Annotated in this window: 14 protein-coding genes; 12 read left to right on the forward strand and 2 right to left on the reverse strand. The window is 37.0% G+C overall.

The features are described 5' to 3' along the window. The first annotated feature begins 70 nt into the window (after positions 1 to 70). The 8 genes from JEM65_RS01600 to JEM65_RS01635 all read left to right on the forward strand — a co-directional run bounded on the left by JEM65_RS01600 (position 71) and on the right by JEM65_RS01635 (position 4,711). Positions 71 to 628 carry an L-threonylcarbamoyladenylate synthase gene (locus tag JEM65_RS01600; protein ID WP_199596796.1) on the forward strand — a complete coding sequence of 186 codons (558 nt, stop codon included), beginning with the start codon at positions 71 to 73 and terminating at the stop codon, positions 626 to 628. A gap of 38 nt (positions 629 to 666) precedes the next feature. Then, complete coding sequence (locus tag JEM65_RS01605) at positions 667 to 1,056, forward strand: GxxExxY protein (protein WP_199596797.1); 390 nt, start codon at positions 667 to 669, stop codon at positions 1,054 to 1,056. Positions 1,057 to 1,085: 29 nt separating this feature from the next. After that, on the forward strand, positions 1,086 to 1,238 hold the full coding sequence (locus JEM65_RS23045; protein ID WP_368856057.1) for a GxxExxY protein: 153 nt from the start codon (positions 1,086 to 1,088) through the stop codon (positions 1,236 to 1,238). Between the two features lie 29 nt (positions 1,239 to 1,267). Further along, the gene (locus tag JEM65_RS01615) at positions 1,268 to 1,420 is read left to right on the forward strand and encodes a GxxExxY protein (RefSeq protein ID WP_233530482.1); all 153 of its coding nucleotides are present in this window, start codon (positions 1,268 to 1,270) and stop codon (positions 1,418 to 1,420) included. A gap of 1 nt (position 1,421) precedes the next feature. Then, complete coding sequence (locus tag JEM65_RS01620; protein ID WP_233530483.1) at positions 1,422 to 1,601, forward strand: GxxExxY protein; 180 nt, start codon at positions 1,422 to 1,424, stop codon at positions 1,599 to 1,601. Positions 1,602 to 1,624: 23 nt separating this feature from the next. Then, entirely contained in the window at positions 1,625 to 3,046 is a 1,422-nt protein-coding gene (locus tag JEM65_RS01625; protein ID WP_199596798.1) for a CCA tRNA nucleotidyltransferase, read from the forward strand. 89 nt (positions 3,047 to 3,135) lie between these two features. Further along, positions 3,136 to 4,155 (forward strand): COX15/CtaA family protein, encoded by a 1,020-nt coding sequence (locus JEM65_RS01630; protein WP_199596799.1) that lies wholly within the window; start codon positions 3,136 to 3,138, stop codon positions 4,153 to 4,155. Between the two features lie 37 nt (positions 4,156 to 4,192). Beyond that, positions 4,193 to 4,711, forward strand: a complete 519-nt coding sequence (locus tag JEM65_RS01635) for an IS1096 element passenger TnpR family protein (RefSeq protein WP_199596800.1) — start codon at positions 4,193 to 4,195, stop codon at positions 4,709 to 4,711. 1,442 nt (positions 4,712 to 6,153) lie between these two features. Here JEM65_RS01635 and JEM65_RS01640 read toward each other — a convergent pair. Further along, entirely contained in the window at positions 6,154 to 7,212 is a 1,059-nt protein-coding gene (locus JEM65_RS01640) for a hypothetical protein (protein ID WP_199596801.1), read from the reverse strand. A 97-nt stretch (positions 7,213 to 7,309) separates the two neighbouring features. On the opposite strand from JEM65_RS01640, the gene JEM65_RS01645 reads away from it, so the two are divergent. The 4 genes from JEM65_RS01645 (at position 7,310) to JEM65_RS01660 (ending at position 16,102) form a co-directional block, all read left to right on the forward strand. Beyond that, positions 7,310 to 8,206: an ABC transporter ATP-binding protein gene (locus tag JEM65_RS01645; RefSeq protein WP_199596802.1), complete on the forward strand. Its 897-nt coding sequence runs from the start codon at positions 7,310 to 7,312 to the stop codon at positions 8,204 to 8,206. 18 nt (positions 8,207 to 8,224) lie between these two features. Next, the gene (locus JEM65_RS01650; protein ID WP_199596803.1) at positions 8,225 to 9,049 is read left to right on the forward strand and encodes an ABC transporter permease; all 825 of its coding nucleotides are present in this window, start codon (positions 8,225 to 8,227) and stop codon (positions 9,047 to 9,049) included. 38 nt (positions 9,050 to 9,087) lie between these two features. Next, positions 9,088 to 11,520, forward strand: a complete 2,433-nt coding sequence (locus JEM65_RS01655; protein ID WP_199596804.1) for a T9SS type B sorting domain-containing protein — start codon at positions 9,088 to 9,090, stop codon at positions 11,518 to 11,520. A 331-nt stretch (positions 11,521 to 11,851) separates the two neighbouring features. Beyond that, positions 11,852 to 16,102, forward strand: coding sequence for a T9SS type B sorting domain-containing protein (locus tag JEM65_RS01660; RefSeq protein WP_199596805.1), 4,251 nt, complete (start codon positions 11,852 to 11,854; stop codon positions 16,100 to 16,102). A 224-nt stretch (positions 16,103 to 16,326) separates the two neighbouring features. Here JEM65_RS01660 and JEM65_RS01665 read toward each other — a convergent pair whose 3' ends face one another. Next, entirely contained in the window at positions 16,327 to 16,857 is a 531-nt protein-coding gene (locus JEM65_RS01665) for a YSC84-related protein (RefSeq protein WP_199596806.1), read from the reverse strand. Between the last annotated feature and the right edge of the window lie 204 nt (positions 16,858 to 17,061).

The raw sequence follows: 17,061 nt of genomic DNA on the forward strand, positions 1-17,061 counted from the left end.
GATATTTAAGACCGAAATAATGAATTAGATTACTTTATTCTACTTTTGCAAAACCATTCATTACTACGTCATGCATAAAGAAATTTCAAACGCCTTGCAGGTTTTAAAAGAAGGCGGTCTTATCCTCTACCCTACGGACACGGTTTGGGGAATAGGCTGTGATGCCACCAACCCGGAAGCCGTTAAAAAAGTATTCGAACTAAAAGAGCGCCAAGATAGTAAAGCTCTAATTTGTTTGGTAGCCGATGACAGGATGTTGGGAAGGTATGTAAAGGAAATTCCGAAAGTAGCCTATGATTTATTTGATGTATCCGAAGACCCCATTACCATTATTTATGACGATGCTCAAAATTTAGCTGCTAACTTAATAGCTGAAGACAATTCCATTGCAATTAGAATTCCTGACGACGATTTTTGCTTTCAGCTCATCAGACGCTTCGGCAAACCTATAGTTTCAACCTCAGCGAATCTAAGCAGTCAGCCCACTCCAAAATCATTTAAAGAAATAGCACCTCTAATTTTAAAAGGTGTAGACTATGTCGTAAATTTGAATCGCGAAAAAATTTGTACCAAACCCTCGTCTATTATTAAGTTGAGCGCTAATGGGAAAGTGAAAATTATCAGATAATAACATAACCGCAAATTCGCAAATTATTTTTTGTTAAAATGGAAGAGGACTATATATTTAAGAAAGAAAATTATCAAATAGTTGGTATTCTTTTTGAGGTCCATAAAAATCTCGGTAAAGGTTTTTCAGAAATTGTATACAAGGATGCATTAGAGTATGAATTCAACAACAATAATATTCCATTTATACGCGAAAAAGAATTTAAAGTAAAGTATAAAGACACTTTTCTAAAACACAAATTTTATGCGGACTTTGTTGTATATAATAATATCATATTGGAAATAAAAACAGTTGAGTGCTTTAATGCAAGCCATTATAATCAATGTATTAATTATTTGAAAATATCTGGTTATAAACTAGCAATCTTAGCCAATTTCAACTTAATTTCCTTGGAGTACAAACGCATTATAGATTCAAAGAAAAAATAATTTGCGAATTTGCGGTAAAAAATATCATATTGGAAATAGAAACAGTTGAGTGCTTTAATGCAAGCCACTATAATCAATGTATTAATTATTTGAAAATATCTGGTTATAAACTAGCAGTCTTAGCCAATTTCAACTTAATTTCCTTGGAGTACAAACGCATTATAGATTCAAAGAAAAAATAATTTGCGAATTTGCGGTAAAAAATATCATATTGGAAATAGAAACAGTTGAGTGCTTTAATGCAAGCCACTGTAATCAATGTATTAATTATTTGAAAATATCTGGTTATAAACTAGCAGTCTTAGCCAATTTCAACTTAATTTCCTTGGAGTACAAACGCATTATAGATTCAAAGAAAAAATAATTTGCGAATTTGCGGTAAAAAATATCATATTGGAAATAAAACAGTTGAGTGCTTTAATGCAAGCCATTATAATCAATGTATTAATTATTTGAAAATATCTGGTTATAAACTAGCAGTCTTAGCCAATTTCAACTTAATTTCCTTGGAGTACAAACGCATTATAGATTCAAAGAAAAAATAATTTGCGAATTTGCGGTAAAAAACATGAATAACAATAACGCCTTAAAACACCCAATCTTCAAAATCATCTCCCAATCGGCAGCCGAGCTAAAAATTGACGCCTATGTTATTGGTGGCTTTGTTAGGGATTATATTTTAGAACGCGGACAGCATAAAGATATTGATATTGTTGCGATTGGTAGCGGAATCGCCTTGGCCAAACAAGTGGCTAAAAATATTCCCAATCATCCTAAAGTTCAAGTCTTCAAAACCTATGGTACTGCAATGCTAAAATACGAAGACATAGAAATTGAATTTGTGGGCGCCCGTAAGGAATCCTATACCGAAGAAAGTAGGAACCCCATAGTAGAAAATGGGACGCTGGAGGATGACCAAAACAGACGGGATTTCACCATAAACGCCATGGCTTTGGATTTAAGCGCTTCCAATTTTGGAACCTTGCTAGATCCGTTTGAGGGCATTAAAGATTTGGATGCCAAAATCATCAGAACACCTTTAGATCCTGACATCACGTACAGCGATGACCCCTTGCGAATGATGCGTGCCATCCGTTTTGCAACCCAGCTCAATTTTACTATAGAACCAACCTCACTTGAAGCGATTTTAAAAAATAAAGAACGGATCAACATCATTACCAAAGAACGGATTGTTGTAGAACTTCATAAAATTCTTGAAAGCGACGTCCCTTCCGTGGGGTTTATATTGTTAGAACAAACTGGTTTGTTAGAGTATATTCTTCCAGAATTGACAGCCTTGAAAGGCATTGATGAAAAAGAAGGACAACGCCACAAAGATAATTTCTATCACACCTTGGAAGTGGTTGACAATATAGCACAAAACACTAACGATTTATGGTTGCGTTGGGCTGCCCTATTGCACGATATAGGAAAAGCGCCAACCAAGAAATTCAGCAAAAAAGTAGGTTGGACCTTCCACGCCCATGAGCTGGAAGGCTCAAAAATGGTCTATCGGTTATTTAAGCGTTTAAAAATGCCTTTAAATGACAAGATGAAGTTTGTGCAAAAAATGGTGTTTATGAGTTCCAGACCTATAGCTTTGGCACAAGATGTGACCGATTCTGCCGTAAGACGTTTGGTATTTGATGCCGGCGAATATGTGGATGATTTGATGGTGCTGTGTGAAGCAGACATTACGACCAAAAATCCTAAGAAATTTAAAAAATACCATAACAATTTTAAGCTTGTTAGGGATAAGATTGTTGAAGTGGAAGAGCGTGATCAAATTCGCAATTTTCAACCACCGGTTTCTGGCGAGGAAATCATGGAAGCTTTTGGTTTAAAACCGTCCCGAGAAATTGGAACCATCAAAGAGACCATTAAAGAAGCCATCTTGGAAGGGAAAATACCCAATGAGCACCAAGCTGCCTACGACTTGATGTTAGAAGAGGGGAAGCGATTGGGATTGACGGCAATAGGTAGTAGGTAGTAGGTAGTAGGTAGTAGGGATGAGTTAAAAAATAATTTGAAATTGAACTTGAAGTTGAATTTCAACTTCAATTTCAAATACATGTTTCAATGGCAAAACAAAAAGATAATAAGACCGTCATTTATTGGCTGCTAACAGGTTGTGTACTCCTCTTTATTATGGTCTTGGTTGGCGGTATTACGCGGCTAACAGATTCTGGACTATCCATGTCTGAATACAAATTGATTACAGGTACCATCCCCCCGTTAAATGAAGCAGAATGGCTGGAAGCCTTTGCCGTTTACCAACAGTATCCGGAATTTCAAAAACTACATTCGCATTTCACTTTATCCGATTTTAAATCGATTTATTTCTGGGAGTGGTTGCATCGCGTTATTGGTAGAGTGATTGGATTGGTTTTCGTCCTTCCGTTTATCTATTTTATTGCCACAAAACAACTCACTGCCAAAACCATAAAAAAATCATTGGTATTACTTTTTCTGGGTGGATTTCAAGGCTTTTTAGGTTGGTATATGGTAAAAAGCGGTTTGGTGGATATGCCAGACGTAAGCCATTACCGATTAGCGGCACATCTAACCACAGCCTTTTTAACGTTTGCCGCTACACTTTGGGTGGCCTTAGATTTAATTTATCCGAAAGAGAAACCCATCGACAAAACTTTTAGAAACCTGATTGGTGCGGGCTACGTGATCCTCATCTTACAAATTATTTACGGCGGATTCGTAGCGGGGTTGAAAGCTGGGTTATTACACAACCATTGGCCATTTATGAATGAGGGTAAATTTATCCATGAATCTGCCTATGTCATTGAACCGTTCTATTTAAACCTCATTGAAAACCCGAGTGGTATTCAATTTGTCCACCGCACCTTTGCTTACGTGGTGGTAATTTTCGTTGCGATTATCTGGTATCGCGCTAAACAAATGACATTGACTAACATACAATCTAATGGGGTCAACAGCCTTTTGATATTGGTTGGGGTTCAATTCTTGCTTGGCGTTTTGACCATCATTTACGGCGTACCATTGTGGCTTGGCGTAGCACATCAAATAGGGGCATTTTTCTTACTCTCAGCAATGACATTTACCCTGCATCGTTTTAGCAAATAATAGAAAAAGCTTTATCTTTGCCAATTAAATTTTACTCATGGTTTACAGATTCAGAATTATTCTTGACAACGACACCGACGATGATGTTTTTAGAGATATAGAAATCCGAGAAACAGACACTCTTGAAGACCTGCACAACAGTATTACGCAAGCTTTTGGGTTTGATGGTATTGAAATGGCCTCTTTTTATGTCAGTGACGACGACTGGAATCAAGGTGAGGAAATTTCAATGTTTGACACTAGTGAAGGTTATGATGAAATTAGACTTATGGCAGACACCACGATCAATGCCGTGGTTGATGAAATGCAAACCAAATTGATTTATGTGTATGATTTTTTTAGCATGTGGACCTTTCTTGTAGAGTTGGCAGAAATAGTTGAAGAAGCTGAAGGTACTGATTATCCAAATTTAATGTTCGTGCATGGTCAAATCCCTACCGAAGCACCACAAAAAACCTTTGAAGCTGACAATGAATTTGATGACTATAATGAGTTTGATGATGATTTGGATGTGGATGACTATGAGGACTTAGATTTTGATGAAAACTGGAATTAACCACCCTTATTTCTCTATTCTCTATTCTCTTTTCTTTATTCTCTATTCAACATTCGTTATCCAATAACAATCAAGATAAAAACCACCTCGTCTTCAGCTTCTCTTCGGAAGCAGAATCCACTCCTCCTTTACCAGGAGGAGAATTTAAGATTGTTATAAAATATTAAAATATAACAAACAAAATAATGGCCAATGTGACCCTGCTCCACTATTCAACCTTTGGTATTGGTGAATCAGGATTCAGGACTTGTTGTTGGATATTCGAGATTTTTCTCTACTCTCTACTCTCTTTTCTTTTTTCTTTTTTCTTTTTTCTCCATTCAACATTCGTTATCCAATAATAATCAAGATAAAAACCACCTCGTCTTCAGCTTCTCTTCGGAAGCAGAATCCACTCCTCCTTTACCAGGAGGAGAATTTAAGATTGTGATATAATATTAAAATATAGCAAACAAAATAATGGCCAATGTGACCCTGCTGCACTATTCAACCTTTGGTATTGGTGAATCAGGATTCGGGATTTGTTGTTGGACGTACAAGTTTCTCTACTCTCTACTCTCTTTTCTCTTTTCTCTACTCTCTATTCTCCATTCAACATTCGTTATCCAATAATAATCAGATAAAAACCACCTCGTCTTCAGCTTCTCTTCGGAAGCAGAATCCACTCCTCCTTTACGAGGAGGAGAATTTAAGATTGTGATAAACTATTAAAATATAGCAAACAAAATAATGGCCAATGTGACCCTGCTCCACTATTCAACCTTTGGTATTGGTGAATCAGGATTCGGGATTTGTTGTTGGACGTACAAGTTTCTCTACTCTCTACTCTCTTTTCTTTTTTCTCTACTCTCTATTCTCCATTCAACATTCATTACCCAATAATAATCAGATAAAAACCACCTCGTCTTCTACTTCTCTTCGGAAGCAGAATCCACTCCTCCTTTACCAGGAGGAGAATTTAAGATTGTGATATAATATTAAAATATAGCAAACAAAATAATGGCCAATGTGACCCTGCTCCACTATTCAACCTTTGGTATTGGTGAATCAGGATTCAGGATTTGTTGTTGGATATTCGAGATTTTTCTCTACTCTCTACTCTCTATTCTCTTTTCTTTTTTCTTTATTCAACATTCGTTACCCAATAATAATCAGATAAAAACCACCTCGTCTTCAGCTTCTCTTCGGAAGCAGAATCCACTCCTCCTTTACCAGGAGGAGAATTTAAGATTGTGATATAATATTAAAATATAGCAAACAAAATAATGGCCAATGTGACCCTGCTGCACTATTCAACCTTTGGTATTGGTGAATCAGGATTCGGGATTTGTTGTTGGACGTACAAGTTTCTCTACTCTCTACTCTCTTTTCTCTTTTCTCTACTCTCTACTCTCTACTCTCTATTCTCTTTTCTCCAGTCTAGTTTCTCTAGTCTCAAACACTCACAACATTCTAGTATTCACATTCTCGTAATTGCGCTGCACAAAATCTAGCGCGTTTTTGACGATCTCTCCCATATTCTTGCTGCGTTTAAATTTCAAATCTTGTGTATAATCAAAGATTTTCATCTTTAGGAGCTTAATGTGCTCTGGCGTGGACAGGGTATCATTAATCATACAGTCCAGAAGTTCCTTAATTCGTTCATGATAACTGATTAAACGTTTAGCAACAATAGAGCGCTCTTCCAATTTATATTGGTCAATGGATTCCTGCTGAAATTTTTCCTGAACCAATTCTACCATCGCTAAATTCTCCTTAAAAAATTGTGGTCGGTACACATTAAACTTGCCTTCATAACTTTGCTGATCAAAATCTATGGGTCTAATTTTATAAACTACATGATCAAAGTCGTGCGTAGGCACAATGACATAATTATAGGAACGCATATCTCCCAAAAGACGGATCATACAACGCTCATTAAACTTTACGAACTCTTTGGCAATCTGCGATCTTTCTGAAGGAGTACATTTTGGCAACATGTTTTTGATAAATTCATCTCCAGGTACACCAGCAATATGCTCTTCTATCAACGTATTCTCAAACACCAAAAAATTAAGATTATATGGCGAAAGCATGTGCTCCAATTCCAAGCCATAAATCCGCGAAGCATCGGCTTTTTTTATATAAAAATAGGTGTAATTATCATTCAGGATATTTCTGACTTTGATTCGGAATGGTTTTGAATTACCAAAAGTGCAGTAATCAATAGCATCCACATTTAAAAATGGAATAGTGCGTTCATTACCATCAGAATGCAATATGGTATAGACTTTTTTTAAACTCAAATCTATTTCCTGCCGTTCAAATTCGTTAAAATACACGCGAACCCAAAGCGTATCTACATCATCTTTATCATACAAAACTACAGCCCCTTGAAAGCGTAGCAAATCGTCATAAAAAATTGGCAACCTAATATTTCTGTTGTATTCAGAAAGATAGTTATGCAACCTTTCAGTAATGGGGTATGAAGGTTTACGTAATGATATTTTAAGATCTTGCATTGCTATTAAGTTATCTCAAATGTAAGTTTTTATATTTACAGATGTAACAAATGTAACCATCACTCGTCATACGTGTAACTAATCAATCAGAAATATTTTGGAAACCATTCTCACCATCACCAATCTCACCAAAAAATTTGGCTATCTCACTGCCGTTAAAGATTTATCATTTACGATCCATAAAGGGAATGTGTATGGCATTTTGGGTCCCAACGGTAGTGGTAAATCGACCACTCTAGGCATAGTTCTCAACGTGGTCAACAAAACTTCAGGAGATTTTAGCTGGTTTGAAGGACAAACAACCACCCATGACGCTCTTAAAAAAGTAGGTGCCATTATAGAAAACCCGAATTTCTATCCGTATATGACGGCTTATGAAAATTTAAAGTTGGTCTGTAAAATTAAAGGTGTAGACTATAGTAAGATTGATGAGAAATTAGAAATTGTCGGACTTTTAGATAGAAAGAACAGCAAGTTCAACAACTTTTCTTTGGGAATGAAACAGCGTCTGGCTATTGCCTCTGCTCTTTTAAATGATCCCGAAATATTGATTCTAGATGAACCTACCAACGGCTTGGACCCGCAAGGCATTCATCAGATCAGAAGCTTGATCAAACAGATTGCCAGCGAAGGCACCACTATTTTATTGGCGTCCCATCTTTTAGACGAAGTCGAAAAAGTATGTTCCCATGTTGTGGTGCTTCGTAAAGGGGAAAAACTTTACTCAGGACGTGTAGATGAAATGATTTCCAGTCACGGATTTTTTGAGTTGAAATCTATACAGCACGACACTTTGTTGTCTTACCTCCAAAACAACCCTGATTTTTTAAGTGTTAAAGTAGAAGGCGAACTCATCACCGCTTTTCTAAACCAGCCCATGGATGCTTCTACATTCAACACCTTAATGTTCGAAAAAGATATTACGCTCTCCCATCTAGTGAAACGCAAGGAAAGTTTAGAAGAACAATTCCTGAAATTAACTGACAACAACTAAGCAATCAAAACCAACATTATGTTACGACTAGTCAATTTAGAATTACAAAAATTATTGCTAAATAGAACGAGTAAAATATTGATATTTATCTCCTTTATTCTGCCTTTTACGGTTTTGATTCTCTCTTCCATAAAAATAAATTTCTTCGGATTTTTCACCTTAGAATTGGGTGAACTTGGTATTTTCAATTTCCCGATCATTTGGCATATCACTACATTTTTCGCTTCCTATTTTAAACTCTTTTTCGCTATTGTAGTGGTCAGCATGATCGGTAACGAATATAGCAACAAGACCATTAAACAAAATTTAATTGATGGACTGAGCAAGAAAGAATTTATACTCTCTAAGTTTTATACCATTGTTCTCTTCTCATTATTTGCAACGGTTTTAATAGGGGTGGCGTCCTTTTTAATTGGTCTGTATTACTCGAGTTATACGGAAGCCTCCATCATTTTCAGGGAAACAGAATTTTTGCTGGCGTATTTTGTAAAACTTGTTGGCTTTTTTAGTTTGTGTTTGTTCTTCGGGATGTTGGTAAAGCGTTCGGCATTTGCGCTCGCCTTCCTGTTTTTACTGTATATATTTGAATGGATTGTTTTTGGAGTTGCTACTAAAACGTTCAATTTGGAAACGGCATGGAAAATTAAAAACTTTCTACCCTTAGAGTCTATGTACAATTTGATCAACCAACCTTTTCAACGTGTTGTGATGACCAAATATCCTGAAAATATTGATATAGCCTATGATTACGGAGTGTATTGGTATGAACTACTAATTGTTTTAGGTTGGACGGCCATCTTTATCTTTTTATCGTATAGATTATTAAAACAGCGCGATTTATAATATATTTGAGAGCATCTGCCATCTCAAAATAACATCTGTTGAAAAGACTTCTTGAAATCCATCTGGTCAGCTTCCTGCTGTTCATCACCTCAAGTGTCTATGCTCAATACCCAACGGACTGTGTGGACTCTGTTATTATTTGCGGAAACGCAAGCAGCAATTTAAATGTGAGTGGTGTTGGAATTCAAGAACTTAATAATTCTAACAGTTGTAGTAGTCAAGAAAACAATAGTATTTGGCTTAAGGTGAGTCTTGTTACTAACGGAACTCTGGGGTTTACGTTAAAGCCCAACAGCAGGGCCATCCAAGAAGATTATGATTTTTTTGTATTTGGCCCAAATGTGCCATGTAATGCCCTCGGACAAGCCATTAGGTGCTCAACCACCAATCCTGCCGCCGCTGGACAGAGCAACAACCATACAGGAATGCATTCTAACTCCACCGACACCTCTGAAGGCCCTGGACCTGATGGTGATAGCTTTGTGAAATCACTAAGCGTTTCTGCCGGGGACTCCTATTTTATAGTAATTGATAGACCAATTGGCAATAGTGGTTTTACATTGGAATGGACTGGAACTGCAGAATTTTCATCGCCTCCTGTCAATGCAGCCAATCCTGTAACAACCCCTCTTGATTTGGATAAATGTGATACTGATTTTACAAGTTTTGACTTAGACGTCAATACCAAAAGAATTAAGGGAACGCAAGATGTTAAGGTTACTTATCACCTCAATGAGACTGATGCTACCAGCGCTATAAATCCACTTTCAAGTCCTTACACCAATATCTCCAATCCACAAAAAATTGTCGCCCGAATTACCAACCCCATTACAGGCTGCTTTGAATTGGCAGATTTTTCTTTAAACGTTAATTTAGGCCCTAATTTTCAAACTCCTAGCCCCTTATCGGAATGTGATACCAATGCTGATGGCAATAGTAAGAATGGGCGCACATATTTTAATTTAGAATCCAAAAATTCAGAAATTCTCAACGGCCAAGACCCTTTGTCCATTACTATAAGCTATCATGAATCTATGGCTTCCGCCACTAATGATTCAGATGCGGGCCTGAACCAGATTTCATATTACAATGCGGTTCCTAATCAACAGAAACTCTTTGTCAGGATAGAAGACGCCTCAAATAAAAACTGTAAAACCATCACTACTCTAGATCTAGTGGTCAACGCCCTTCCAGAGGCTTACAATACTAGTCTTAAGCAATGTGACGAAGATGGCTTAAAGGACGGTCTTACCATTTTCAACTTAAACCAGATCACAGAAACTATTGCTGGAAACATACCTGAAAGAAGCGTCTCGTATTATTTAACTGAACCCGAGGCACAATCTGGTAATGTGAGCACTATAGATGATGGTACCTTTGAAAACACTAAAAATCCTCAGTTGCTATACGCTAAAGTCACCAATGATGTAACCGGATGTTACAGCATTGCGGAATTGCGCTTGGAGGTCAGTACTACCGCAGCCTATGATGCACAATTAAACCATTGTGATGACGATGGTCAAGAAGACGGTTATTATGCCTTTACGCTTACTGACGCTGATGTTGATGTTTTAAACGGTTTGCCTAATGGCTTGGAACTCTTTTATTATGAAACCTACACTGATGCGCTCTTGGAAACGAACCCGCTCCCTAGCCTATTTAAAAATACAACCGCCTTTTCTCAGATCATATACGCAAGGGTTGAAAATAGCAATGCTTGTTATGGTATCAGTGAAGTGACGCTTAACGTATGGGAGTTACCCAACGTTGAAATAGCAAGTGAAGAAATTTACTGTCTTAATTCCTTTCCTGAAACGATAACACTTTATGCGGATGCTATGGGTACTCCTGTAGAAATTTATAATTACAGCTGGTCTACAGGAGAAACAACTTCTGAAATCAGTGTAAACGCATCGGGTATCTATACCGTTAGAATAACTAATGGTAATGGTTGTTTTAAAGACAGAACAATTCATGTATTGCCATCAAACAGTGCCACTATTACTGACATTATAATTACTGATGCTTCTCAAAACAACACGGTAACCGTAATCGTTACTGGAGAAGGCTCCTACGAATATGCACTAAACACCCCCCAAGGATCCTATCAGACAGATACAACATTCGAGAATGTGGCCCCGGGATTCTACACGGTTTATATCAAAGACACAAATGGTTGTGGCATTACTAGCAGACAAATTTCCGTTGTGGGCTTTCCAAAATATTTTACACCAAATAATGATGGTATCAATGACTATTGGCAGGTAACGGGTATTAGCGCACAATTTCAGTCCAAAACTACCATTTACATTTTTAATAGAATGGGCAAACTGCTAAAGCAATTGAATCCGCTAAGCAGTGGATGGGACGGCACTTATATCGGACAGCCACTGGCACCCGACGATTATTGGTATTCAATTAGGTTACAAGACGGTAGGACTTATAAAGGTCATTTCACGTTAAAACGCTAGACCATTAATTTTAGCTTGGTGCACGTTACCCTTAATAAACTCGTTTTTCAAGGTGCTTCATCGCCGTTATACAAGGTGTTATAAATTCAGTTTGGCTTGAATTCTTAATCTCCTCATAGGCCTCTTGTTAACACTATAAGTCTTACGCTTGATATACCTATTGTTTAGGTGCAATCCAATAATATCCTTAACAGTTAAATTTTAATGTATTTCGTCGTATTATTTTGCATTTCGTCTAATAATTAACTACTTTTCCACTTTAATTGATTAATCGCAGCACACTCATCTTCTTTGCATTGGGTGTCTTCAGACTAAATGTAACCAAAAAAGAATGAAATCGTTCCAAATTTCCCTCCTTGTTCTGACATGTATTTTGTGTAGCAGAGGATTCAGTCAGCAAATAAAGGTAGACGGTTCAACAACACCTAAAGACCTGATTGAAAACCATTTAATTCAAGGTTGTGTAGAAACTTCTAGTATCTCATCGCCCATAAATGGAACCAAAAATGGATTTTCAAGTTTTGGATATTTTGAACGTGGAAGTTCTAATTTTCCTTTTGAAAACGGGATTGTGTTGACCACAGGAAAAGCAACTGCCGGTGGAAATGTTGTTAATTCAGACCAATTAAGTGATGGCAATGAGAGTTGGGGATCAGATCCTGATCTTGAAACGGCTTTAGGAATCACCAATACACTGAATGCCACCGCTATAGAATTTGAATTTGCATCAACATCAAACCTAATTCAATTCAATTATATCTTAGCCTCCGAAGAATATTACGGAAATAATCCGTGTAACTATTCTGACGGTTTTGCATTTCTTATTAAACGCGCAGACAGCAATGAGCCCTATAAAAACATTGCGTTAATTCCAGGGACTAATACACCGGTAAATACCCAAACCATTCGCAACGGGGTTGCAGGCAAGTGTGGCCCATCTAATGCTCAATATTTTGATGGCTATAACCTAGGAGACACCAATTATAATGGTAGGACAAAAGTGATGACCGCTACAGCTGGTATCTCACCAAATGTAAAATACCTCATAAAAATGGTCATTGCTGACCAAACTGATGCAACATATGACTCGGCTGTTTTTATTGAGGGGAATAGCTTCAATGCGACAGTCAATTTAGGAGAAGACATCACAACATGCGCTAGTAGTCTAACTTTAAATGGTAATATTCAAAATCCACAGGCGACGTATTCCTGGTATTTTAATAATGCCCCAATTGCAGATCAAACACAATCAACTTTGGTAGTTGACCAGACAGGAACTTACACCATTAAAGTGGAAATTCCGCTATCAGATTCCTTTTGTACTATTGAAGACAGTATTGATATCCAATTGAGTTCCACACAAACAGCCGAGCCCATAACTGATTTTGAACTTTGTGATGATACTTCTGCCAATGGCACTGAACAATTCAACTTGCGTTTAAAGGATCCTGAAATTTTAAAAGGGGTTCCTAACGGCTCTTACAGCATTTCTTATCATCACACTCAAGAGGAGGCATTTTCAAATAACAATGCCATCACATCTCCAATTCCCGGCACCACCAATCCCAAAGCAATATTTGTAAGAATTGAAGATACAGTTAACGGGTGTTTAGCCTATTCATCTTTCAATATTGTTGTAAATGCTTCACCTGTATTACCACCAATGGTTACTGTTTGTAACGACAATAGCAAGGATGGATTTACAACAATAGACTTACAAACAGATCTTGACATTACTAAAGGTGATCCTGATTTGGCCGTGTTCTATTTTCACAACCAATCTGAGGCCGTCTCTAATGATAATGCCATACTTGAACCCTACAGGATTTCTAAAACAGCACAATTATATGTGCGTGTGGAAAACCTTATAACGGGCTGTATCAACGAGGGCAATCTAACTATCACGGTGTTGGAAAGCCCAGTTATCAATACTGAAGATCGTCATTATATTGATGCCTGTGACACTGATCACGATGGTTTTGCCACTTTCGATTTAACCAGCGTGGTTGATAATGTCTTAAATGGATCTACTGGTATGACCACCCGGTTTTTTGAAATGGATGATGAGGGCGTTGAAGGAAATGAAATTTTGAACCCAAGCAATTATAGCAACACCAAGGCTAACCAGCAAGATGTCTATATAAAAGTAACCAATGCCACAGGATGTTCTTCAAAAGCAATTATAGAACTGCATACGAATGCGCTGTTAACGGGTACAAAAATTCAAGAATTTTCAATTTGTGATGATCAGAATGGAGAGAAGTCTTTTGATCTCTTCAATATAGAACAGACGATCGCCAATGAATTACTTAACATTTCTGTACATTTTTATGAATCAACTGATGATCGAAGTAACAACAATTCTATAGACAAAACCTTACCATATACACCACCATCATTTCCTCATAAGTTATATATTACCATAGACAATACTGTTTGTAAAGAAATTGCAGAAATTGACCTGATCCTTAATCCTATTGTCGATTTCCCATCCATAGGCGATGCTACCTATTGTGACACGGATCAAGATGGTATTACTCCTATTGATTTTAGCGTATTCGATAATGCTGTTACAAGCGGTCAAACGGGGTATTCAGTGAAGTATTATTTAACTGAAGAAGATTTAAAATCAAATAATCCACTTTCCAATTTAGACAGCAATACGAGTAATCCGCAAATAATCTACACAAAAACGACTTCAGACAAAACAGGTTGTTCCGATATTAAAAGTTTCACACTAACCATTTTACCCGCTCCAGAGACCAATAAAGCTTCAGATATTATTATATGTGACGATGGTGAAACTGAGTTTGTCATTAATCTCAATGACAAAATAGACGAAATTGTTGAAGACATGTCCGATAGAGCCATCACATTTTATAAAACGGAAGAAAATGCGATAAGTAAAATGGATTCCATTTCCAACCCTAGCAATTTTGATAAAAAAACCCAAACGGTTTATGCCCGTGTTGACAACACCATTACAGGATGTCACACTATAGAACCTATAAATATAATCGTTAACACCTTACCCGTTATTCCTGCCATAAGTGTTTATAAATATTGCGAGGACGACAGTGACGGTATGGGGCTATTTACCTTCTCTACAAAAGATGCCGAAATTTTAAATGGTCAAAGTGGAAAGCGCGTATTCTACTATTTGGATCCAATAGATGCGGAACAACGAAATAACAAGAAAGCTATTGACAAAAAGAAACCACAATCCCTCACTTCCCGAACAATATATGTTAGAGTAGAAAATATAACGGATGTTACGTGTTATGCTACAGGTTCTTTCTTAACTGAAGTAGGATCAAACCCTAAATTCAACATCCCTAGTGATAAGTTTCCTTGTGATTTTAATAATGATGGTGTTGAAAGTTTCGATCTTAATGAAATAATCCTCGAAATTAAGAAAGGCTTTTCTGACGATTTACAAGTGTCATTCTATAAGGATTTAAGCGATGCTGAGAGGGGCTGGAATCCATTGCCGTTAAACGAAAATCTTTCCAACCCAAAGGGTAATACACAACTCATTTATGCTCGCATCACTAATAATAGTCTTTGCACACCAGTTGTTAGCTTTAACATTGGAATAATTAAACCTCCGCAAATCAAAGCCCCAGCCCAGCCCTTAATAAAATGTGACACCTATGATAATGCTCTTGGTGTTAAGGTTGATGGTATTGTTGAATTCAACTTACAAGACGCAAAAGTGGATATCATTGATAATAGAAATGTAGTATTAAACTATTATGAGGATGAATACGGACAACTCCCTATTCTAAAACCAACTGCATATGCCTCAGGATCAAAAACGGTCTATCTTTGGATCACAAATACCGATACGGGTTGTCATTTGGAGGTCCCAATTGAATTGATAGTGAGTTTACCAGAAACTAAAAGTTACGAAACGGCATTGTGTAAAAATATGGGATCGATTATTATTGGTCCAGAAACGAATAATGAGGACGATAGTTATGTTTGGTCTACTGCTCAAACCACGAGACAAATCGAAATTGATAAAATAGGCATTTATTCGTTGCGCGTGACTACTACATCTGGTTGTAGCACAACCCACGTCTATAATGTGATAGAATCAGAACCTGCAACCATTGACTTTACCGATCATGTAGATTTTTCTGACCCAAATAATATTACGGTGACCATTAGTGGTATTGGTAATTATATGTACCAATTAAACAACAAGGAACCTCAAGAGTCTAATGTTTTTGAGAATGTACCTATTGGAGCAAATTTGGTGACGGTTATCGATTTAAATGGCTGTGGCACAACAACCAAAGAAATTATTGTACTGGACACTCCTAAATTTATGACACCAAATGATGACGGGTACTTTGATACTTGGCACATTACCGGAGTAAAAACCCTACCAGGTACAATTGTGCTGATCTACGACCGCTATGGCAAACAATTAGCACAACTCACCTCCACATCGCCAGGTTGGGATGGTACTTTTAATGGTCATAAAATGCCCTCTACTGATTATTGGTTTGTGGCTGATGTGAAGAAAGACGGTACTACTTTTCAACTTACAGGTCACTTTGCCTTAAAGCGATAGTATAATAAACCAAAAAAAAATAAAGCGTTTCCTTAAATTATAGCAACATTAAAAATCCTCAATTTCGAGGATTTTTTTTTGAGAAATTTGTCAGAATGCTTATTGCAACAGTTTAATATTTCTAGAGAACGGTTACTTTTCGTCTAAACAAAAAACGTCCATGATAAAACTTATCACGGACGTTGTTTGAAAAAGGATCTCTTGAAGATCGCAAAAGAGTCTTATTAAAATGATTTAAAGCTAAACTTTTGCCCTCCCACAGAGGCATCTGCCATGAGTCCTGCTTTTGGTAAGGCAAAGGTCACAACTCCGTTGTTATAATCTGCACTTACAGCAACACCAGATTCTACAGCAACTGCTGAAGCTTCCGCAGAAAACTCAAAATTACCTTCTTTAAAATCGGCTAAATCTGCTTCGGTTTCAAAAAATATAACTTCAATGATTGCTTGACCTCCGGCTTGCAAGCCGATATCTAATTTTTTAAGATTAGCCATTCCAATAGCAACGCCATTTTCATAAACCACGCCGTTACCAGATGCGCCGCCTATTATAAAGCCACCTTCACCAACGTTGGGAAACAAAACGTACCCCGCAGCGTCCTCAAAGTAATCGTTTAGGGTTTCGTCTGCCTCAATAAGTTGCATTTTAGCATGCTCGGCATCAGACATGATCTTATGATCTTTGTCATTTTGGGCTACTGCGCCAAGAGTAATTAGCATACAGATAGCAAAAGTAAATTTTTTTAAAGTTTTCATACGTTCTATCAATTTAAGATTTGTTAATGTTCATCTCAATATCAATAGTTCAGTTAGAGAAATAAGTAAGGTCTCGTAAAAATAATCAGATTATAAAATCTACATTAACCTTAATACGTAATTTATTAATCCAAAAGAATCTCAAATCGGAGCTCAATCTCTTGGTAACATGTAATTTGAAATAGCTTTTATTCTTCAATAAAC

It is taken from the genome of Gelidibacter salicanalis (genome assembly GCF_016469035.1).
Classification (GTDB): domain Bacteria; phylum Bacteroidota; class Bacteroidia; order Flavobacteriales; family Flavobacteriaceae; genus Gelidibacter; species Gelidibacter salicanalis_A.